This is a genomic window from Paraburkholderia sp. SIMBA_027 (assembly GCF_046535315.1).
GTDB lineage: Bacteria > Pseudomonadota > Gammaproteobacteria > Burkholderiales > Burkholderiaceae > Paraburkholderia > Paraburkholderia tropica.
Map to the genome: position 1 here is coordinate 1 of NZ_JAWRWY010000009.1, position 21,101 is coordinate 21,101.

The 21,101-nt window shown below is 67.1% G+C and carries 17 protein-coding genes; 13 read left to right on the forward strand and 4 right to left on the reverse strand.

Annotation, left to right across the window (positions count from 1 at the left end):
- Positions 1–41: 41 nt before the first annotated feature.
- Positions 42–200 (reverse strand): hypothetical protein, encoded by a 159-nt coding sequence (locus SB764_RS17855; RefSeq protein ID WP_410864217.1) that lies wholly within the window; start codon positions 198–200, stop codon positions 42–44.
- Positions 201–392: 192 nt separating this feature from the next.
- On the opposite strand from SB764_RS17855, the gene hcp reads away from it, so the two are divergent.
- From hcp to SB764_RS17875, 4 genes are all read left to right on the forward strand, one after another.
- Positions 393–2,060 (forward strand): hydroxylamine reductase, encoded by a 1,668-nt coding sequence (gene hcp, locus SB764_RS17860; RefSeq protein WP_065063063.1) that lies wholly within the window; start codon positions 393–395, stop codon positions 2,058–2,060.
- 19 nt (positions 2,061–2,079) lie between these two features.
- Positions 2,080–3,120, forward strand: coding sequence for a 2Fe-2S iron-sulfur cluster binding domain-containing protein (locus SB764_RS17865; protein WP_410864219.1), 1,041 nt, complete (start codon positions 2,080–2,082; stop codon positions 3,118–3,120).
- 112 nt (positions 3,121–3,232) lie between these two features.
- Positions 3,233–3,913: a transcriptional regulator gene (locus tag SB764_RS17870; protein ID WP_065063067.1), complete on the forward strand. Its 681-nt coding sequence runs from the start codon at positions 3,233–3,235 to the stop codon at positions 3,911–3,913.
- The gene (locus tag SB764_RS17875) at positions 3,910–4,881 is read left to right on the forward strand and encodes a threo-3-hydroxy-L-aspartate ammonia-lyase (protein ID WP_065063069.1); all 972 of its coding nucleotides are present in this window, start codon (positions 3,910–3,912) and stop codon (positions 4,879–4,881) included. The genes SB764_RS17870 and SB764_RS17875 overlap by 4 nt, the downstream gene beginning before the upstream one ends.
- Before the next feature lie 72 nt (positions 4,882–4,953).
- On the opposite strand, the gene SB764_RS17880 is transcribed toward SB764_RS17875, so the two are convergent.
- Positions 4,954–5,862 (reverse strand): LysR family transcriptional regulator, encoded by a 909-nt coding sequence (locus SB764_RS17880; protein ID WP_065063071.1) that lies wholly within the window; start codon positions 5,860–5,862, stop codon positions 4,954–4,956.
- 124 nt (positions 5,863–5,986) lie between these two features.
- Here SB764_RS17880 and SB764_RS17885 point away from each other — a divergent pair, with 124 nt between their 5' ends.
- From SB764_RS17885 to SB764_RS17910, 6 genes are all read left to right on the forward strand, one after another.
- Positions 5,987–7,324, forward strand: a complete 1,338-nt coding sequence (locus SB764_RS17885; protein ID WP_237181314.1) for an MFS transporter — start codon at positions 5,987–5,989, stop codon at positions 7,322–7,324.
- Positions 7,325–7,485: 161 nt separating this feature from the next.
- Positions 7,486–8,244 carry a response regulator transcription factor gene (locus tag SB764_RS17890; protein ID WP_080180187.1) on the forward strand — a complete coding sequence of 253 codons (759 nt, stop codon included), beginning with the start codon at positions 7,486–7,488 and terminating at the stop codon, positions 8,242–8,244.
- Between the two features lie 28 nt (positions 8,245–8,272).
- Positions 8,273–8,953: a response regulator transcription factor gene (locus SB764_RS17895; RefSeq protein ID WP_183712779.1), complete on the forward strand. Its 681-nt coding sequence runs from the start codon at positions 8,273–8,275 to the stop codon at positions 8,951–8,953.
- Between the two features lie 12 nt (positions 8,954–8,965).
- Positions 8,966–9,643: a response regulator transcription factor gene (locus SB764_RS17900; RefSeq protein WP_237181315.1), complete on the forward strand. Its 678-nt coding sequence runs from the start codon at positions 8,966–8,968 to the stop codon at positions 9,641–9,643.
- Positions 9,644–9,929: 286 nt separating this feature from the next.
- On the forward strand, positions 9,930–10,691 hold the full coding sequence (locus tag SB764_RS17905; RefSeq protein ID WP_110325396.1) for an aquaporin: 762 nt from the start codon (positions 9,930–9,932) through the stop codon (positions 10,689–10,691).
- 257 nt (positions 10,692–10,948) lie between these two features.
- Positions 10,949–15,466: an ATP-binding protein gene (locus SB764_RS17910; RefSeq protein ID WP_234774585.1), complete on the forward strand. Its 4,518-nt coding sequence runs from the start codon at positions 10,949–10,951 to the stop codon at positions 15,464–15,466.
- A 197-nt stretch (positions 15,467–15,663) separates the two neighbouring features.
- Here SB764_RS17910 and SB764_RS17915 read toward each other — a convergent pair whose 3' ends face one another.
- Positions 15,664–16,605: a LysR family transcriptional regulator gene (locus tag SB764_RS17915; protein ID WP_410864223.1), complete on the reverse strand. Its 942-nt coding sequence runs from the start codon at positions 16,603–16,605 to the stop codon at positions 15,664–15,666.
- Positions 16,606–17,147: 542 nt separating this feature from the next.
- Between SB764_RS17915 and SB764_RS17920 the strand changes: the two genes are divergently transcribed.
- The 3 genes from SB764_RS17920 to SB764_RS17930 all read left to right on the forward strand — a co-directional run bounded on the left by SB764_RS17920 (position 17,148) and on the right by SB764_RS17930 (position 20,045).
- Positions 17,148–18,263, forward strand: coding sequence for a porin (locus tag SB764_RS17920; protein WP_410864225.1), 1,116 nt, complete (start codon positions 17,148–17,150; stop codon positions 18,261–18,263).
- A 284-nt stretch (positions 18,264–18,547) separates the two neighbouring features.
- A complete protein-coding gene (locus SB764_RS17925) occupies positions 18,548–18,982 on the forward strand; it encodes a CHRD domain-containing protein (protein ID WP_065063085.1) in 435 nt (144 codons plus the stop codon).
- A gap of 79 nt (positions 18,983–19,061) precedes the next feature.
- Positions 19,062–20,045 (forward strand): alpha/beta hydrolase, encoded by a 984-nt coding sequence (locus tag SB764_RS17930; protein WP_065063086.1) that lies wholly within the window; start codon positions 19,062–19,064, stop codon positions 20,043–20,045.
- A 45-nt stretch (positions 20,046–20,090) separates the two neighbouring features.
- Here SB764_RS17930 and SB764_RS17935 read toward each other — a convergent pair whose 3' ends face one another.
- The gene (locus SB764_RS17935; RefSeq protein WP_373681567.1) at positions 20,091–20,972 is read right to left on the reverse strand and encodes an EcsC family protein; all 882 of its coding nucleotides are present in this window, start codon (positions 20,970–20,972) and stop codon (positions 20,091–20,093) included.
- Positions 20,973–21,101: the final 129 nt, after the last annotated feature.

Here is a 21,101-nt window from a genome sequence, read left to right on the forward strand (position 1 = left end):
GTCCGCTTATTCGTTAGGTGGACACGATACTCCCAAGACCTTTAGGGCATTTCAAGATGGGTTGCCCAGTCGCTTACGAACAGAACCGTTCTAAGCCTGCTCGACTCGCGCTCGATTCCTTCGGGCGCGAATCCGACGAAAAGCCCGCGACCTTTCCGGTCGCGGGCTTTTTTCATGGTGCCGCCGTCCTGCGCCGCCACGCTCTCCTTTGATTTGCATCACGGCAAACCTGGCGCGCCCAGGCGACGATAAAAAAGATGCATCAATTTTGCATCTTACAAGACGTCCGATGCGGCGCGGGTCGCCGCCCTCGGACAACGCCGTGCTCCGTCAGCCGATCGACGATCGTCTGACGCGTGGCGCGAGCCATCCCCACAAGCAAGGAGAGCAGCGTGTTTTGCTACCAATGTGAACAGACCGACCGCGCCCACGGCGCGCCCGGATGCGCGTCGGCGAAGGGCAACTGCGGCAAGGACGCCACCACCGCCGATCTGCAGGATCTGCTGATCCACGCGGTCAAGGGCATCGCCCAGTACAACGCGCTCGCGCGCGGTCTCGGCAGCGCCGACCGCGAAGCCGACCGCTTCATCCTCTACGCGATGTTCACCACGCTCACCAACGTGAACTTCAACGCCGGCCGCTTCGTGGCGATGCTGCGCGAAGCCGCGCAACATCGCGACTGCGTGAAGGCCGCGTATGAAACGATGGCGCTCGCGCAGGGCGTCGCGGCGCAGGCGCCCGCCGGTCCCGCACGCTGGCAGCCGGGCGCCGATCTGCCACAACTGCTCGCGCAGGCCGCGGACGTCGGCGTCGATGCAGGTCTTGATGTCGTGGGCGCCGACATCGTCGGGCTGCGCGCGCTGGTGCTCTACGGCCTCAAGGGCGTGTGCGCCTACGCGCATCACGCGCGCGTGCTCGGCTACGAAAGCGACGAGGTCTACGCGGGCGTGGCGTCGGCGCTCGACTTTCTCGCGCGCGAGCCCGTCGCGGCGGGCGAACTGCTCGAACAGGCGCTCGCGCTCGGCAGCCTGAACCTCAAGGTGATGGAGTTGCTCGACGCCGCCAACACCGGCCGCTTCGGCAACCAGCAGCCCACCGCCGTGCGCATGACGCCGGTCGCGGGCAAGGCGATCCTCGTCTCGGGCCACGATCTGGGCGATCTCGAAGCGTTGCTGCAAGCCACCGAAGGCGCGGGCGTGCAGATCTACACGCACGGCGAGATGCTGCCTGCGCACGCGTATCCGAAGCTCAAGGCGTATGCGCACCTCGCAGGCAACTACGGTGGCGCGTGGCAGGACCAGCAGTCCGACTTCGCGAATTTCCCCGGCCCGATTCTGATGACCTCGAACTGCCTGATCGAGCCGCTGCCGCACTATCGTCAGCGCATCTTCACGACCGGCCCGGTCGGCTGGGCGGGCGTGCGCCATCTGGAGCATCACGCGTTCGCGCCGCTCGTGCAGGCCGCGCTCGCGCTGCCGGGCTTCCGCGAGACCGCGCCCGAGGAAACCGTGACGATCGGCTTCGCGCGCCATACCGTGCTCGGCGTGGCCGACAAGGTGATCGACGCCGTGAAGGCCGGTCAGATCCGCCACTTCTTCCTGATCGGCGGCTGCGACGGCGCCGCGCCCGGCCGCAACTACTACACCGAGTTCGCGCAGGCCGCGCCCGACGACACCGTCGTCATGACCCTCGGCTGCAACAAGTACCGCTTCAATCGCCACGCGTTCGGCGACATCGGCGGCATTCCGCGTCTGCTCGATCTCGGCCAGTGCAACGACAGCTATTCGGCGATCCAGATCGCGCTCGCGCTGGCCGAAGCGTTCGAGTGCGGCGTCAACGATCTGCCGCTGTCGCTGGTGATTTCGTGGTTCGAGCAGAAGGCGGCCGCCGTGCTGCTGACGCTGCTCGCGCTCGGCATCCGCAACATCCGGCTCGGACCGACGCTGCCGGCCTTCCTCACGCCGGGCGTGGTGCAGATTCTCGTCGATCAGTTCGGTATCCAGCCGATCGGCGAGGCGCACGCCGATCTCGCCGCCGCGCTCGCGCGCAAGGCCGCGTGAGGCGGGCACAGGCAAGCCGATGAACCATCGAATCGAGATTCTCACGCGTGACGGCGCGGCCTTGAGCTTCGAGTGCGCGCCGCAGCAGGACGTGCTGGCGGCGGCCGCGGCGGCGCAGTTGACGCTGCCGTCGCAGTGCAAGCGCGGCAGTTGCGGCGCGTGCCACGCGAGCGTCGCCGAGGGCGATTACACGCTGGGCGAGCACGCCGCCGATGCGCTCCCGGCGGGCGATCCGCGCGCGGTGTTGTTGTGCCGCACGACGCCGCGTAGCGATCTGCGCATCGTCGCGCCGTACGACAGCGCGAAAGTGCTGCGCCAGCCGGTGGCGGTGCGGCGCGCGCGCGTCGTGTCGCTGGACACGCTCACCGAGGACACGCGCCGCCTCGAACTGCAACTCGATGCCGACGATCTCAACGGCAGCGCCGCCGAGTTCGAAGCGGGCCAGTTCGTCGAACTCGCGCTGCCGGATGACGAAGGCGCAGGCGATCTGCGTCGTCCGTTCTCGCTCGCCAACACGAGCAACTGGGACGGGCGGCTGGAATTGCTGATCCGTCTGCGGCCCGGCGGCGCTTTTTCGGACTGGCTGCGCGAGCGCGCGCGCGTGGGCGATGCGCTGACCGTACACGGCCCGCAAGGCGGTTTCGGCCTGTTCGCCGACAGCCTGCGGCCGCGCTGGTTCGTGGCGGGCGGCACCGGGCTCGCGCCCGTGCTGTCGATGCTGCGGCGCATGGCCGAATACCAGGAGATGAACGAGGCGCGCGTGTTCTTCGGCGTGAACCGCGTCAGCGATCTGTTCATGGCCGACGAACTCGCGCGCTTGCAGACGGCGCTTCCGCAGTTGCGCGTCGAGTTCTGCGTGCGCGAAGCCGACGATGCCTGGCGCGGCTTTCACGGCACGCCGGTCGAGGCGCTGGAGGCGGCGCTGGCGTCCGTTTCGGTGGACACGTCGCCCGATCTCTACGTGTGCGGGCCGCCCGCGATGGTGAGCGCCGCGCAAGCCGCCGCCGTGGCGGCGCGCGTGCCGTCGTCGCAATTCGCCAGCGAGCGCTTCGCTGTCTGAGACGAAGCCTCGCGTTGTCCCTGCGAACTCGCCTTCGGGCGAGTTTGTTTATGCCGCGCGGTGTGTGTTGTCAGTGATTGACATTTTGTCGTAAATCGTCAAAATGTCACGCATGGCGAAGATCAAGACACCTACCGAAGTCTCCGGCGCGAGCGTCAGCGCGCGCGAGAACGCGCTGCTGCTGCGCGAAGGCCGCAAGATCGTCGAGGCGCTCGGGCAGACGCTCGCGCCGCTTGTCGAGGTCGTGCTGCACGATCTGACCTCGCCCGAGCAGTCGGTCGTCGCGATCTCGAACAACCTGTCGGGCCGTCAGGTCGGCGACGCTGCCACCGAAATGGGGCTCGCGCGTCTGAACGATCCCGGCTTCCCCGAAGTCGTCGCCAATTATCCGAATCGCTTTCCCGATGGCCGGCCGGTCAAGAGCACGTCGATCGGGCTCAAGAACAGCGCGGGCGAATACGTGGCGGCCGTCTGCCTGAACATGGACGTCTCGCTGCTCGGCGCGGTCACGGCGGGCCTCGGCCAGTTGATGCAGACGGGCGCCGCCGCGCCGCTGCCCGAATCGCTCGCGCCGCGCACCGGCGACGGCGTGCGCGCCGCACTCGAACGCTACGCCGCCGCGCGCAACACCACGCCCATCGGCATGACGCTCGCGCAGCGCCGCGACGCCGTGCGCGAACTCGCCGAAAGCGGCCACCTGAACCTGCGCCACGCGTTGGCCGAAGTGGCGCGCACGCTCGGCGTGGCGCGCTCCACCGTCTACACCTACTTGCCCAGCGAGCACCGACCATGAGCACTCTGCCCATCACTTTCGACGACGTCGTCGCCGCCCACGAGCGCATTCGCGGCGTCGCGCACCGCACGCCCGTGATGACCTCGCGCACCGCGAACGAACTCGCGGGCGCGGAACTGTTCTTCAAGTGCGAGAACTTCCAGCGCATGGGCGCGTTCAAGTTTCGCGGCGCGTACAACGCCATCGCGCAGTTCACGCCGGAGCAGAAGCAGGGCGGCGTGATCACGTTTTCGTCGGGCAATCACGCGCAGGCCATTGCGCTCTCGGCGCAACTGCTCGGCGTGAAGGCCGTGATCGTGATGCCGCACGACGCGCCCGCCGTGAAGGTCGCGGCCACGCGCGGCTACGGCGGCGAAGTCGTGTTCTACGACCGCTACACCGAGGACCGCGAAGCGCTCGGCCAGCGTCTTGCCGCCGAGCGCGGCCTCACGCTGATTCCGCCCTACGATCATCCGCACGTGATGGCGGGGCAGGGCACGGCGGCGAAGGAACTGTTCGAGGAAGCGGGCGGTTTCGACGTGCTGCTCACGCCGCTCGGCGGCGGCGGCCTGCTCTCGGGTTGCGCGACGGCGGCGCATGCGCTCGCGCCCGATTGCCAGGTGATCGGCGTGGAGCCGGAAGCGGGCAACGACGGCCAGCGCAGTCTGCAAGGCGGCGCGATCGTCCACATCGAGACGCCCAAGACCATCGCCGACGGCGCGCAGACGCAGCATCTGGGCAACCACACGTTCGCGGTGATCCGCGAGCGCGTGAGCGAGATCGTGACGGTCAGCGACGCGGAACTCGTCGAGACGATGAAGTTCTTCGCCAGCCGCATGAAGATCTACGTCGAGCCGACGGGCTGCCTCGCGGCGGCGGCGGTCCTGCAACGCAAGGTGGATGTGCAGGGCAAGCGCGTGGGCATCGTCATTTCGGGCGGCAACGTCGATCTGCTGCGTTTCGCCGAGCTGGTGAGCGCGCAGCCCTGATCGGCGCGCGGGTCGTCCGCATTGCGAATCGGCGCAGGAAGCCGAGGAAGCCGAATAAACCCAAGCGGGCCGCTAGCCGAACAATCCGGCGAGCGCCTCGCGCGCGTTCGTCACGTGCGCGCTTTCGCCGGGACGCCCCGGCAGCAGATGAAATTCGGCGAACGGCAACGCGGGCAAGCCGAACGACGCCGGGCAGGCCATCAGCCCGTCGCCGATCGCCGATTCGTTCAGGCAGGAAATGCCCAGCCCCGCCTTCAACGCGAGCTGCAGCCCCGCGACGCCCGACGCCGAATGCGAAATCAGATACGGCATGCGCGCCTCGTCGAGCAGCCTCACCACGTAACGCTGCAACTGGCACGTCGCGGGCAGCAGCACGAGCGGCCAGGGCGGCGTCAGCGCGCCGCGCTCGCGCAGCGTCTCGCGCGCGCTGACCCACACCAGCTTCTCGCGGCGGATCACCGTGCTCGTGGCCGCCGAGGTCTGCGCGCCGGGCTTCGCCGCGCCGCGCTTTCCCGTGCCCTCCACCATGCGCAGCGACAGGCCGATGTCGAAGGTGTTGTCGTCCGCGCTCGCGTCGATCACGGCGCTGGGCAGCACCGTTACATGCAGACGCAGACGCGGATGCTGGCTCGCGAAGCGCCGGATGATCGCGGCGACATCCTGCGGGCGGTAGTAATCGGTGATGGCGATGCGCACCTCGCCGTCGAGCGAACGTCCCTGCATGTCGTCGAACGCGGCGTCGCACATCGCCACGATGCGGCGCGCGTGATCGAGCAGCTTCGCACCCGCGGGCGTGGGCGCGACGCCGTATTTGCCGCGCACGAACAGCGGCTGGCCGATGCGCTCCTCCAGCTTCTTCAACTGCTCGCTCACCGACGACTGGGAGAGGAACACGCGCTCGGCGCCCGCCGAGACGCTGCCCGCCTCCGTGACGGCGATGAAGGTGCGCAACTGCGCGAAGTCGAGACCGCGTGCGTTCATAAGTGTGTGTGGATGAGCCGGACCGGCTGCGAACCGGGCTGGCAACCCGGGATTTCAGATTTCGGAAATTCCGATTCAACCGTTTGGATATTCCCGCTTTTCCGATAGATGGTGCGCCTCTAGCATGAGCGCAGTCAACCTCTTTCTGGAGCGCATCATGGAGTACGCACAGGGGCGCGCCGCGCCGCATCGATGGAAAGTCTTGAGCGTGGGCGTGGCGGCCAACGCCAGTTTCGCGGCCGCGTTTTCGGGCATTCCGGCCACGGCGGTGCTGATCCGCTCGGGCTACCGTATCGACACGGGCGCACTCGGCTTGTTGCTCGGCATGCTGGGTCTCGGGATCGTCCTGAGCGAATTGCCGTGGGGCATGCTCACCGACCGCTGGGGCGACCGGCGCGTGCTGCTCACGGGACTCGTCTCGACGGCGGCGGCGCTGCTCGCCATGGCCGTGTGGGTCACGCCGACCGAGACGCGCGTGCCGGGATTGCCGCTGCTCGAAGCGGGGTTCCTCGCCATCGGCTTGCTCGGCGGCAGTGTCAACGGTTCGAGCGGACGCGCGGTGATGGCCTGGTTCGGACCCGCCGAGCGCGGTCTCGCAATGAGCATCCGTCAGACCGCCGTGCCGACGGGCGCCGGCATCGGCGCGTTGCTGTTGCCGCCGCTGGCGCAGCACGCGGGCTTTGTGTGGATGTACGGCGCGCTGGCGGCGATGTGTCTTGCTTCCGCCATTCTGACGATGCTGTGGGTGCGCGAGCCGGACGCGCTGCCCGTCACGCCGACAGCGAACGCCGACGCCGCATCGGACCCGACCGTCTCGCCGTTGCGCAGCGCGCCGGTGTGGCGCGTGGCGATCGGCATCGCGGCGCTGTGCATGCCGCAAGTCGCGGTGATCTCGTTCGCGAGCGTCTTTCTGCACGATTTCGGCCACATGCATGGCGTGGCGATCGGCGCGGCGCTCGCGGCGGTGCAGGGCGGGGCGGCAGTCATGCGGGTCTGGAGCGGCCGCTGGACCGATCGGCGCGGCAACCGCAACGCCTATCTGCGCGCGTGCGCGGCGCTCACCGTCGGATTGTTCGTACTGCTGGCGATCTCGACCGCGCTCGTGGGGAACACCGGGCAGGGCGTGCAATCGGCGGCGGCGTTGTCGGCATTGTTCGTGTTGCTCGTGGCGGGCGGCATTGCGGCATCGGCATGGCACGGCGTCGCGTACACCGAGCTTGCGACGCAGGCGGGCCACAGCCGCACCGGCACGGCGCTGGCGATGGGCAACAGCGGCGCCTTTCTCGCCTTCTGGCTGGTGCCTTCCGCGATTCCTGTCCTGTTGTCGGCGTTCGGCTGGCCTGCCGTGTGGCTCGCGGGCGCTGCCTGCGCAGCGTTGGCGTGGCCGGCCTTTGCACGCACGCCGCTGGCACGTCAGCAAAGCCGCGCGTCGCGCGGTGCGAGACAGCGCGTTTCCGTTTGACTGTCGCCGTATCAGTCATTCGCTGACAGGATGTTCTGAGTTTTTTTATTTAATTCGCATATCGAATTATTTGATTCGAATAAGCGATACGTGATGCGTATTTAAAGTAAGTTTAACGATTCGGAAATCTCTGATACTGGCAATCGTTAATCGATGTTCAGATGGGAGACCCTGCTGCGTACCGCTCTACGCAGACAAGGCACAGAGCGAGTTGGCGCGTCCGCCGCGCGCACATCGCCGCCCCTTCCCTGTCACATCGAGAGAGAGCCAACTTGAAGCTACGCGTCGTCCTCGCGGACGATCATCCATTCGTTTTATTGGGCGTTCGTTCCGCGCTCGAAGCCGCAGGCGATGTCCATGTCGTTGGCGAGGCAGCCAGCCCGTGCGAACTCATCAGCGCGCTCGAGCGCCTTCCCTGCGACGTCGCGGTCACTGACCTCACCATGCCCAGCGCGCCGGGCGAGATCGAAGACGGTCTGCCGCTCGTGCGTCGTCTGCGCCGCGACTGGCCGCAATGCCGCATCGTCGTGCTCACCAGCATCACCAACGTGGCCATTCTGCGCGCCGTGCTCGACACGGGGGTCACGGCGCTGCTCAGAAAGAGCGAGCCGATGGAGGAGCTCACCGCCGCCGTACGCGGCGCCGGAAATGGCTTGCGCTACGTCAGCCGGTCGATTCTGAGCGACCTCGCCATCGCGGGCGCGGAGCGCGCGGGTTCAACGCGTGCGCCGCGTCTGTCGCCGCGCGAGTCGGAAGTGGTCCGTCAGTTCGTCTGCGGCCGCACCATCACCGAAATCGCGCGCGAGCTCGACCGCGACGTCCGCACGGTGAGCCGCCAGAAGCGCGACGCCATGGCCAAGCTGGGCGTCAGCAACGACGCAGGACTGTTCGCCTTCGTGCGCGCGCACGGACTGCTATGAGCGGCCACGCCGCACGCCGGAAATTGCCATGCCCGAGACTCATGAATTGACGCGGCCCGCGCGGATCATCGTCGCGGACGATCATCCACTGGTGCTGTTCGCACTCGAGAATCTGCTTGCTTCGCTGTCCAATCTGCGCGTCGTGGCGCGCGCGCAATCGGTGCCGCAACTGTTCGAGGAGGCGCTGCAGCACGATTTCGACCTCGCCGTGCTGGACCTCTACATGCCCGGCGAGCGTGGCGAGGAAGGCCACGACGCGGTGCAGCGCTTTCAGCGCACCTACCCGGACAAAGCCGTCGTGGTGCTGACCATGGAAGACGAGGCGGCGGCGCTGCGCAGCGCCATCAATCTGAACGTCGAGGCGGTGTTGAGCAAGCGCGACCGCATCGACCTGATTCCCGTGGCGATCGCTTCGGCCATGGCGCGCGAGCACTACATCGGCCCGGTCGTGCGCGAACTGCTGAAGAAGGCCGAGCGCGAGCAGCGGCGCGAAGAGGTGCTGCGGCTGCTGTCCCGGCGCGAGTTCGAGGTGCTCACGCATTACGCGTCGGGGCTGGGCGTGACCGAGATCGCGGGTCTGCTCGGGCGCAGCGTGAAAACCATCAGCGCGCAGAAGTGCGCGGCCATGAAGAAGCTCGCGCTCACGACGGATATCGACCTGTACCGCTTCGCGCTCGAGTGCGGTGTCGTGCAGGGCGAGGGCCGCTGAATGGGGGCGCAGGTGGCGAGGGCCGATCAAGCGGAACAAACGGAACAGGCGGAACGCGTGCGCGTGATCGTCGCGGACGATCACGAGTGCGTGCGCATCGGCGTGACCGGCTTGCTGCGCGCGTCGCCGCGCATCGACGTGGTGGCCGAAGCCAGCGACACGCACTCGCTTGCATGTCAGCTCGACGCGCACGCCTGCGACGTGGTGATCTCCGACGTCTGCATGCCGGGCATGGACGGCGAATACAGTTCGCTCTCCATGCTGCGGCGTCTGGTCCGCACGCCGCGCGCGCCCGCTGTCGTCGTGCTCACCATGATCTCCAGCGCGCCCATGCTCAGCGGCTTGCTGCAACACGGCTTGCAGGTAATCGTCGACAAGCGCGACGTGCCGTACGCCTTGCTGCCCGCGATCGACGCCGCACGCGTTCGTGAGCCGTTTCAGTCCGCCTGCACGCGCTCGGTGCTCGAGCGCGCGGGTGCGGGCTGCGAACCATGCGTCGGCGTGCCGAGCGCGCGCGAGTGGGAAGTGCTGCAGCTCTACGTGCATGGCATGCCGATTGGCGCCATCGCGCGGCAGCTCGGGCGTAGCGTGAAGACCGTCAGCACGCAAAAGCGCAACGCGATGCGCAAGTTCGGCCTCGCCACCGAGCGCGAACTGATCGAATTCGCCACGCAGATCGGCCTCACCTGAAACGCTCGACCACGCCGCGCCGCCGCCCCGCGATCCGACGTTCTGTCAGATTTCGCGCGCAACTTCGACTGAATCGCCTTCGCATTTTTAGGAGTTGTCCTATCGGACGATGGGACGCCGCTCACCATAATTTAAAGCTCGACGCGCGAATTGTCGGATAGCGCCGGTTTGGCTTTCTCCCTTCGGCATTTCCCCTTCCTGACATCGCTGGCCACCCGTGCGGCAGCCCTCGCCGGCTGCCGGCGGGAACGCGCGCGTCGCGCCAGCTGGACAAGGAGACAACACCATGAAGCTCGTAGACCGTGTGGCGGTGGAGGGCGCGGGCACCGCGTGGCTCGTGTTCGTCGGCTGCGCGAGCGCCGCGCTCAATGGCGCCGTGCCCGCGCAGGGCTGGAATGTCTTCGAAATGGCGGCAGCGTTCGGTCTCGCGCTGGCGGTGGCCGGTTTCGCGTCGGCGCGGGTGTCGAGTGCGCATTTCAATCCCGCGGTGACGATCGGCTTTGCGGCGTCGGGGCGATTCCCGGTACGCGATGTCGTGCCGTATATCGCCGCGCAAACCGTCGGCGCGCTCCTCGGCACGGCCTTGCTTGCCTACGTCGCGAGCGGCCGCCCGGGTTTTTCCTTCGCGGTGTCGGATTTCGCCAGCAATGGCTACGACGAGCATTCGCCCTGCGAGTATGCGTTCGGTGCGGTGGCGGTCGTCGAGTGTGTGATGACGTTCGCGTTCGTGCTGCTACAGCTTGTCATGTCGCGCTCGCCGCAGCGGCGCAAGGCCGCGCCCATGGCGCTCGGCGCCTGCCTCGCCGCAATCTATCTGATTGCGATTCCGGTGAGCAACGGCGGCATGAATCCGGCGCGGTCCACCGCGCCGGCCTTGTTCGTGGGCGACTGGGCGCTCGATCAGCTCTGGCTGTTCTGGGCCGCGCCGATGCTGGGCGGCATCGCGGCGGGCATCGCTCACCGGCTGGCGCTGCGTCTGCGTGCGAGGGGGCGTATCCGGTCGCGTGCGCAGCGCGGCGCGTCTCGCAACGGCCACGGCCCGAGCTGAGCGAGGCCATTCTCTTGCCGACTCCGCCGCTCCTTTCCACTCGCGTCGCGCAACGTTGCGCGTGGGGAAGCGGCGCGCGCGGCGGGGCGATCGGCACGGTCATCGGCATGGTTGTCTGTCAGGCGGCGAAATTGGCATTGGCCCTGGCGTTGGCCTTCTGTCTCGCGATCACGCTGACGACAGCATTCGCCGCCCCCGCCCGAGCGCAGCAAGTCGCAAACGCGAACAGTGTCGCCGCCGGAAGCCAGACAGCCAGCATGCCGTCACGCCTCGTCGTGGGCGTGCTGACGGGCGGCTGGCCGCCGCTCGAAGTGCTCGACGAGCATGCGCTCAGCGGCTTCAGCGCGGAGTATCTGCGTCTGCTCGTGGGGCCGTCGGTGCAACTCGTGCCGCGCGTCTATCCCGACATGAGCGCCTTGCTCGCGGGCGCATGCGCGGGCGAGGTCGACGTGATCATGAGCATCGCGCGCGTGCCGCAGCGCGAGCGCTGTCTCGCGTTCACGGTGCCCTACCTGAGCGGCGGAAGCGCGTTCGTCACGCGCGCGGGCAACGAGGCGGTCGCCACCACGGCGTCGCGGCTCGCGCACGCGCGCATCGCGGTCGAAAAAGGCTATGTGTTAGAGGCGATGCTGCGCGAGCGCTTCCCGCAAGCCACCCTCGTCACCTTCGCGAATACCGGCGCGGCGCTTCATGCCGTCGCTCACGGCGCGGCGGACGTTTATGCGGGATTCGCGCCCGTCGTGCGCTACCAGCTTTCGTTCGACGATTACGCCGGTTTGCGCGTGGCGTTCGAAGTGCGGGTCAACGTGCGCGAACTGCGCTTTGGCGTGCCGGTTTCGAAGATCGCGCTGCGCGACCGCCTGAACGTGCTGGCGAGCGGCGTGCGTCCGGCCGCCGCGACAGCGCTGCAGGCGCGCTGGCTCGACGGTCATCCGGCGGCAGGGGCAGACGACGCCCAGACGACCGGCGCGCAACGCGTGCCGCCGTTTACGCTCGACGCCCGCGAGCGCGCGTGGCTGGCGGCATTGCCGCCGCTCAAGGTGGGCTTCGATGCGGACTGGCTGCCGTTCAGCGCGATGGCTGCGCGCGACGGTGCGACGGGCATGGCCAACGATTATCTCGATTACCTGAGCCGCACGCTCGGCGTGACCTTCACGCGCGTGCCGGTCGCCAACTGGCTGGGCGTCGACGCGCCGTTCCGGCGCGGCGATTTCGCGCTGCTCGCCGCCGCAACCGACGAAGGCGTGTTGTCCGAAGGCACGCGCTACACGCAGGCCTACGAACGTTATCCACTCGTGATCGTGGGGCGTCGCGACGAGCCGATGTCGCGCGGTCTCAAGGACTATGCGACACGCCGCGTGGTGTTGTCGCCGCATGCGCCGCCGTCTTCCTTGCTGTTCGGCAGCGCGGTGCCGGCGCAGATCGTGCGCGCGCCCACGCTCGAAGCCGGGCTCGCGCTCGTCGAGCGCAATCAGGCCGACGTGCTGATCGGCAACGCGGCGGCGCTCGACGGACCGCTGAGCGCGCGCTATCTGGAGACGCTCAAGGTGCTCGGCGCGACCGGCATCGACGCGTCGACGGCCTTCGCGGTGCGCGGCGACCTTACTCCGCTCGTCACGCTGATCGACCGCGCGCTCGACGCCATGTCGCCGTTCGAGCAGCAGCAGATCCGCAATCGCTGGACCGCCGCGGCAACTGAGCGCGGCGGCGGCTGGAGCGTGAATGCGCTGCGTCTGTTGCCGCTTCTGATCGTGTTCGGCGTGGTGCTGCTCGTTACACTGCGCGCCCATGCGCTGCTGCAGCGCGAGATGCGCCGCCGCCGGCGCGCCGAGCAGGTGCTCGCCAAACAGGTCGAGCTGCAGGACACGATGATGGAGATGATCCCGTACCCGCTCGGTGCGCGCGACCTCGACAACCGCTATCTCGCGGTAAACCGCGCCTACGAGGAGGTGACCGGGCTGTCGCGCGGCGAGGTGCTGGGCCGCACCGGCGCGACGGTGGCGGCGTGGGGTGCGGAGAACAGCGAGCGCGTCGACGACCTGTACCGCAAGGCGCTGGAGACGGGCGAGAGCCAGCGCGTCGAACTGGCCTTCGAGGGACCGGGCGCTTCCGGCGCGGCGGGCCAGGGCGCCGGGGCGGAACGCGAAAAACGCCACGGCATTTTCTGGACGCGCCTGTGCCGCGACGTGCATGACGCGCCGTTTTGCGTACTCGGCACGATGATCGACATCACCGATATCCGCCGCGCCGAAATGCGCGCGCGCGAGTCGGAGCGGTTGCTGTCGGACGTCACCGGCTCGCTGCCCGTGATCGTGTTCCAGCTGCGCCGTCATGCCGACGGACACTACGCATTCCCGTATCTCGCGGGCGACACGCAAGGGCCGCTCGGCGATTCCGCCGCCGAACTCATGCGCGCGAACGCGCTCGATCTGTCGCGCGTGGACAGCCGCGACCGCGCGCGGCTCGCGGCGAAGCTCGAACGGTCGGCGCGGCGGCTCGCGCCGGTCAACACCGAGTTTCGTTTCGAGTGCACGCCCGCCCCGCTGTGGGTGCGCGCGGAATTCGTGCCGCGCCGTGTCGAAAACGGCGCGGTCGTCTGGAGCGGCTATGCGGTGGACGCGAGCGTCGAACACGCGCGCGCCGACGAGCTGGCCCGCGCGCGCGATCTCGCCGAGGCGGCCTCGCGCGCCAAGGACGACTTCCTCGCCATGATGAGCCACGAGATCCGCACGCCCATGAACGGCGTGCTCGGCCTCGTGGAGGTGCTCGAACGCACGCCGCTGAATCCGGATCAGCATCAGATGGTGGGCATGGTGCACGAATCGGCGGGCGCGCTGCTGCAGATCCTCGACGACCTGCTCGATTATTCGAAAATCCAGGCGGGGCGGCTGGTGATCGACTCGGAGCCGTTCGACGTGCGTGAGCTGGTCGACAACGCCGTTGGGCTGCTCGCCGGCCGCGCGCACGAGAAAGGGCTGCGCATGCGCGTGGACGTCGAACCCGGCGTGGCGGCGCAGCTACGCGGCGACAGCGGGCGCCTGCGTCAGATTCTCTTCAATCTGCTCAGCAATGCGATCAAATTCACGCCGCACGGCGAGGTGAGCGTGGGCGTGGCGGCGCAGAACCTCGCGCACGCCGCCGACGCGCCCGCGCGCCAGCGCGTGACGCTGTCGGTCTCCGACACCGGCATCGGCATCGCGCCGCAGGCTCAGGCGCAACTCTTCGAGCCGTTCGTGCAGGCCGAAACCTCCACCACGCGGCGCTTCGGCGGCACGGGTCTGGGCCTGACGATCTGCCGCAAGCTCGCGGCGCTGATGGACGGCACGCTCGAATTGCAGAGCGAACTGGGTCGCGGTACGCGCCTCGCACTGCATATCGATCTGCCGGTCGAAACGCTCGCCGTGCAGGCGAACGGTGTGCGCGGCAAGCGCGCGCTGGTGGTCTGCGACGATGGCGGCGTGGCGGGCGCGTTGATGCATTTCGGCGTGTCGCTCGGCATGGAGATGACGCGTCTGGAGCCCGGCGCGCGTCCGCTGCGGGCGCTGCGCACGATGGTCAAACGCGGCGGCGTCGATCTCGTGTTCGCGTCGGAAGCGCTGGCGGGCGCGCTGGAGGGGCAGGGCGTGCCGCTGCTGCGTCTGACGGAAAATCCCAAGCCGAGCGGCTATCGCGTGGCGGAGAACGGCGTGCGCGTCAGTATCAATCCGCTTTCGTGGCGTGGGCTGAGCGCGGCGTGTGCGATGGCGCTCTCGGGGCTGCCGAACGTCGCGGTGCGCCCGGCCGACGCGTCGGAAAGCGGACTCGCCGCGCCCGATCGCGAGAAGGAGCGCGCGGCGGGCCGCCTGATCCTCGTGGCCGAAGATCATCCGGTCAACCAGGAATTGATCCGTCATCAGCTCGCGCTGCTCGGCTTCGCGTGCGACGTGGTCGACGACGGCGCACAGGCGCTCGAGGCGCTGGCGAGCGAGCGCTACGGCTGCCTCATCACCGACTGTCATATGCCGAACGTCTCGGGCTACGACCTCGCGCGCCGCGTGCGCGAACTCGAAGGCGAGCGCGGGGGCGGGGGAGAACGCGGGGGAGAAGGCGGCCGGGAAGGAAGCCGAAAGACAGCCGATGCACCCGCGAGTGCCGCCGCCCGCTTGCCGATTCTCGGCATCACCGCCAACACCGCGCCGGAAAATGTGCGCCTGTGCTACGAGGCGGGCATGGACGATTGCCTCATCAAGCCCACGCGCGTCGCGACGCTGCGCGAGCATCTCGCGCGCTGGTTCGGCGCGGAGGGCGTGCATCGCGCGGCGGAGGCGTCGGCGGAGCGCGGCGCTGCCTGTCCGCATCGCGCGCAGCGCGACGATTGCGCCGGCTGCGCCACAAGCGCGGAATGCCAGGTCTCGGCCGCCGACTCGGGGGCAACGGGATCGGGAACGCGCGAGCTGGAACCGCTCGACCTCGCGCACATGATTCAGGTGTGGGGCAGCGAAGCGACGGTGAAGACGTTGCTCGCTTCGTTCGTGAGCGCCGTGCGCGACGATCTGGACGCGCTGCCGCCGCTGCTCGAAGACGTGGATATCGCGGGCTTGCGCGACTGGCATCACCGGCTCGCGGGCGCGGTGGGCGTGCTGCAATATCCGGCGCTGCTTGCGGTGCTCGAAACGTATCGCCGTCACATGAACAGTCACACAGCGGAGCAATTGCGCGAAGAGGGCTTCGAGTTGATTCGCACTTGCCATGCGCTGCTCGACAACATCGAGCAGCAGGCGGCGCTATTGGCCTAAGTATTTTCTGTCAGTCGAATGGCGCGAAACTGACAGAACTGCCAGAAAGGAATGCGAACAGTCGTGCGGGCGCACGCAGTATAAAAAAAACGCGGCCGAAGCCGCGTTCAAGCTTGGAGACCCTTCGATGAAGAGTCACTTCTCGCATCGGGAAGCTTAGTCCGCGTGCCGACAAAAATCGAGATAAAAACGGTCAATTAACTATTACACGAAGTGTCGATAATCGTCTGACGCGGCGACTCGTGCCGTCGGAACCACTCGACGGTGAAATCGACGAACGAGCGTGTTTTTGCGGGCACGTGACGGCGGCCCGGATAGATGAGCGACAGCTCCTTGTCGGCGTCGCGGATCTCATAGCCGTCGAGCACGCGCACGAGCGCACCCTGCGCGAGGTCGGCGGCCACCTGGCTGGCGGGCAGGATCGTGATGCCCATGCCCGCGAGCGCCGCTTGACGCAACATCGCCGAATTGTTGACCGCGTAGGCGGGTTCGATCAGCACGGGCTCGCGCGCGCCGCCGGGCGACGCGAAGTGCCACTCGTTGCCGTGGATGTCGGCGGACGGCGCAAGCAGCGTGTGGCGCGCGAGATCGGCGGGACGCGCGGGCGCGCGATGTCGATCGAGATAGTCGGGCGACGCCACGGCGACCGGCGCGATGGTGACGAGCGGCCGGCGGATCAGCGTGCCGCCGCTCACCTGGCGCGGCGCGACGATGCCCGCGTCGAAACCTTCCTCGATCAGATCGACGGGCCGATGCAGCAGCGTGAGCGCGAGCCGCACGTGCGCAAACTCGGCGAGGTACTGCTTGAGCAGGGGCGTGAGGCCGTGCAGCGCGAACGACGCGTGCGCGACCACCCGCAACGTGCCCGACGGCACCGAGACGCCGTGCGCGATCTGCGTTTCGACGCGCTCGAGATCTTCGAGCAGATGGCGGCACGCCTGCGAATACGCGCTGCCGGCCTCGGTCAGCGATACGCTGCGCGTGTTGCGGTTGATGAGGCGCGTATCGAGATGGGCTTCGAGCAGCGCCACGTAGCGCGTCACGACCGCGTTCGAGAGATTGAGACTCGCGGCTGCGCGCCCGAACGAGCCGTGTTCGGCAACGCTGACGAATACGCGCATTGCCTGCAATTGATTCATGTTCTTCGGTCGCATCGACGTGAGCGCGTGTGGAGTGGACCGCGTAAAGGAGGCGGAAAATATAAAAATGAATAAGCGGTAAAAGCGTTAAATTCCGTTTTGCATTCGACGAATAAAAGTAGTGGGGCGAAACGAAATCGAAGGCGGGAATTTACACGGTGTCTGCCGGATAGTACCGATCGAAACCGGCCCATGAAAATGAGACTGCTCCGAATCTTTGCTGCGTCGAGCTGGCAGCGTGTTGTCTATCGGCAACGTTATATCGGGATAATGTTTCGCACAATGCGCGCCCACGAAAAATAGAGATAAAGCGTGCGCATTGCCACTCAAGCGATTGCAGGGTTAACGCGTGCAATCATTCGACATTGTCGAAAATGCTTTTGCTCGATGCCGGGATGGCTGCTTTAAAACGCACGCCCATAAACTTCGGTTTGCATATCAATGCGGCGCCACACTCGCGGCGCGAGGGATCTGGCGAGGCCGGCACCTTGCCCGGCGGCGACATCCACTTTTGCCGAAAGGCTTTGCATCGAAGGAAGCATATGAAAAAGCATCTGGTAATCGCAGCGGCAGTCGCTGCGACGTTCGCATCGGCGTCGTACGCGCAAAGCAGCGTCACGCTGTACGGTATCGTCGACGCGGGCTTCACGTACACGACGAACGTCGGCGGCGAACGCAATTACGCCCTGACGAGCGGCAACGTCCAGGCGAGCCGTTGGGGCCTGCGCGGCGTTGAAGATCTGGGTGGCGGGCTGAAGACTGTCTTCAACCTCGAAAGTGGCTTCGACGTGATGAACGGCAACAACGCCGTCGGCGGCAAGATGTTCAATCGCCAGGCCTTTGTCGGTCTTTCGCACGCCCAGTTCGGCACGGTCACGTTCGGCCGTCAGTTCGACTCGGTGATCGACTACGTTGGCCCGCTGATGGCAGTCGGCACGTGGGGCGGCACCTACATGGCGCACGTCATGGACAACGACAACGGCAATGGCACGTTCTCGCTGAACAACTCGATCAAGTACACGAGCCCGAACTACTCGGGCTTCCAGTTCGGCGGCACGTACGCCTTCTCGAACCAGGCCGGCGGCTTCGCGAACAACCGCGCATACAGTGCGGGCGCAAGCTACCAGAACGCCGGTCTGCGCGTTGGCGCGGGCTACCTGCAGGCGCAGGGCGCGAATCTTAACGACAGCGGCGCGGTCGCTGGCGATTCGCTGGGCGCGAGCGAACGTCAGCGCACCTGGGGCGCAGGCGCGAGCTACACGTACGGCCCGGTGGTCGGCGGCGTGGTGTTCACGCAAACGCGTCAGAGCAACTTCACCACTGACAAGTCGATCCGCTACAACAACATCGAAGGCAACGTGCGCTACAACCTGACGCCGGCACTCGGCATCGGCGCGATGTACACGTACACGAACGCGAATGGTGACGGCGTCGACCGCGGCACCGGCAGCCGCTCGGTGCACTGGCATCAGTTCGGCCTGCAAGCCGACTACGCGCTCTCGAAGCGCACCGATGTCTACCTCGAAGGCGTCGGCCTGTGGGGTTCGGGCCAGAACGCTGTGGGCATGACGCAAGTGGGCTACGGCACGGACGGCGGTGGTGTCTCGTCGTCGAAGAACCAAGGCATCATCACGACGGGTATCCGTCACCGCTTCTAAAAAGCATGAACCGCGCGATCCGGGTCCCGGCCGGATCGCGCGATCGTTGCACAACAAGTTGGGTAGGCAATCAAGTCGTACTTGGGTTGGAGAGCGTCGCTTGCGGCGCTCTTTTTTTTCGCCCGCTGCTTTCATCGGGCTTTCCGCTTCACGGGGTGGAATGCGGCATGCTGCAATCGGAATCCGACGTCGTTGTCGGATTTGCTCTAGCATGTGCCTACACGCACGCGCGCGGCCATCGCAAACGGTCTGGTGCGCTGCGTCACAACAAACGGAGAACTCCCATGAAAGCGCTTCGTCCGCTGCAGTTTGCTCTCGCACTGTGTGTCCTTGCCTCCAGCGCCGCCTTCGCCGACACCGTCGCGCTCAAGGCCGATCTCGAACCGTCCAGTGAAGTGCCGCCGCGCGTGAGCAAGGGCCACGGCATGCTCAACGCGACCTTCGACACGTCGACAAAAGCGCTCAACTGGACCATCACCTACGAAGGTCTGACGACGCCGGTCACGGCCGCGCACTTTCACGGTCCTGCGCCCGTCGGCCAGAATGCCGGCGTGCAGGTGCCGATTCCGAAGGGTGAACTGGCGAGCCCGATCAAGGGTTCGGCGACGCTCAACGACAAGCAGGTCACCGATCTGATGGCCGGCCAGTGGTACTTCAACGTGCATACCCAGCAGAATCCGTCCGGCGAGATCCGCGGCCAGGTGCTGCCCGCGAACTGAGCGGCCTTGAAGCGTTCACCGCCAGGGAGCCCATGACCCCATCGACGAGTCGTTCAGGCGGCGCACGGGAATCCGCACGATGAGCCTGCAAAACAAGCTGATCTGCTGGGGGCTGCGCCGCCGCTTTCTGCCCGAAACGCGCAAGCCGGTCGACGTGGCGCGCACCCGCGCGCTCACGGAAAAGCGCGTCTGGCTGCCGCCGGTGCCGAAGGGCTGGCAGCTTTACGCGCAGCCCGAACAGCGCGAACAAGGTCAAGGTGGCGCCGACGAACCGTCCGTGCGCGGTGAATGGCTGGTGCGCGAGGGCGGGGCGCCGCGCACGATTCTCTATCTGCATGGCGGCGGCTACTACTTCTGTTCGCCGCGCACGCATCGCGCGATTACGTTCGGGCTCGCCACGCGCGCCGATGCCGATGTTTTCTCGCTCGACTATCGCCTCGCGCCCGAGCATCCGTTTCCCGCCGCGCTCGACGATGCGCTGGCTGCCTACCGGCGCCTGCTCGATGAGGGCGCGCCGGCTGCGTCGCTGGTGATCGCGGGCGATTCGGCAGGCGGCGGACTCGCGCTCGCCACGCTGGTCGCCTTGCGCGATGCCGGCGATCCGTTGCCGGGCGGCGCGCTGCTTTATTCACCGTGGACCGATCTGGCGTGCACAGGCGCGTCGATCCGCGCGAACGATGGCCGTGATCCGATGTTCTGCGGCGACGTCTTCGCGCGCATCGCGTCGATGTATCTGGGCGCAACGCGTGCAACGCATCCCTATGTGTCGCCGCTTTATGCCGATTTCCACGGCTTGCCGCCGCTCTTTCTTCTCGCGGGCAGCACCGAAACGCTGCTCGACGACACCTTGCGCGTCGCCGAGCGTGCGCGCGCCGCGGGCGTGAGCGTCGAGTGCGAGATCGGGCGCGATCTGCCGCATATCTGGCCGATCTACGCGCCGTTCATGCCGGAGGCGCGGCGCGCGCTCGATGCCTCCGCGCGTTTCGTGAAGCAGGTCAGCGCCGCCGACGTCACCGCGCGGGCGCGCAAGGCCGCCGCGTTGCCGACGCAAACCGTCGCGTGACGCAGGTGCGCGCGGGATTGCGCGACGCGGTTGCGTGCAGCGCGCTCATTCCAGCGCGAGATCGATCGCGTCATAGGCCGCATGGATCGCGGCTTCGCCGTATTTGCGCTCCAGCCGCCGCACGGTGAAGTGACCGTGCGCGACGTTCTGGAAGTGGTCGATGAACACGGTGTTGACCATCGCGCCCAACACCGCGCCGATGGCCGGAATCGATTTCGCGGCCACTTGCTCGCTGACCTGCACGGAAAAGCGCGTGGCGACCGTCTGCATGAGCTTGAGCAGCGCGGTCGAGCCATGTGCGGCGAAGCCCTTCGTCGCCATTTCCGATGACGCCTTCGAGACCGCCTGCGCCAGCGCGCCGCGCACGATGAAGTAGCCGAAGTCGGCTTCGTCGTCGGCGGCGGAGCGGCCGCCCATGCCGAACACCGTCAGACATTGCAATTGCGTGTCGGCGTTCGCAAGTTGCTCGCCTTCGCTGCGCGCGATATCGCAGATCGAGCGGAACATCAGCGTAGTCGTGACGGGCAATTCGACCGGCAGCGCGAACAGGCCGAACGCGCCGCCCGCCGCGCCCGTGGTCGCGACGGCGAACTTGTGCAGCAGGTTGCTGGGTTTCGATACGACCTGCGCCGCCGCGCCGTTCGGGCCGCCGCCGTTCGGGCCGCTATTCAAGCCGACGCTCGTCAGCGCGCCTTCGCCCTGCTTGCCGAGCGTCTTGAGCGCGATCTGCAGACATTTGCGCAAGGCGGCCTGGGTGGCGTCGTTGACCTTGTCGTTGGCCATGGCAGGCAGCTTCGCGATCAGCTTTTCGACCGGCGCGCCGACGATGGCGGCCAGCTTCATGCCCAGCGGCGGCGTTTCGAGTTCGTGCTTCGCGCGCTTGAGCGCGGCGAGATCGACGTCGGACAAATCGGCAAAATTGGACAAATTAGTATTTGGCCCCATAAATCTCCCGATGAAAGCGGCGTGGCGCGACGGATTGAGCGCGCCGGGAAAACACCCGGCAACACGCAAAAAGCGTGCGCCTCGTCGAGCCAAACCGTCCATTAGACGCCC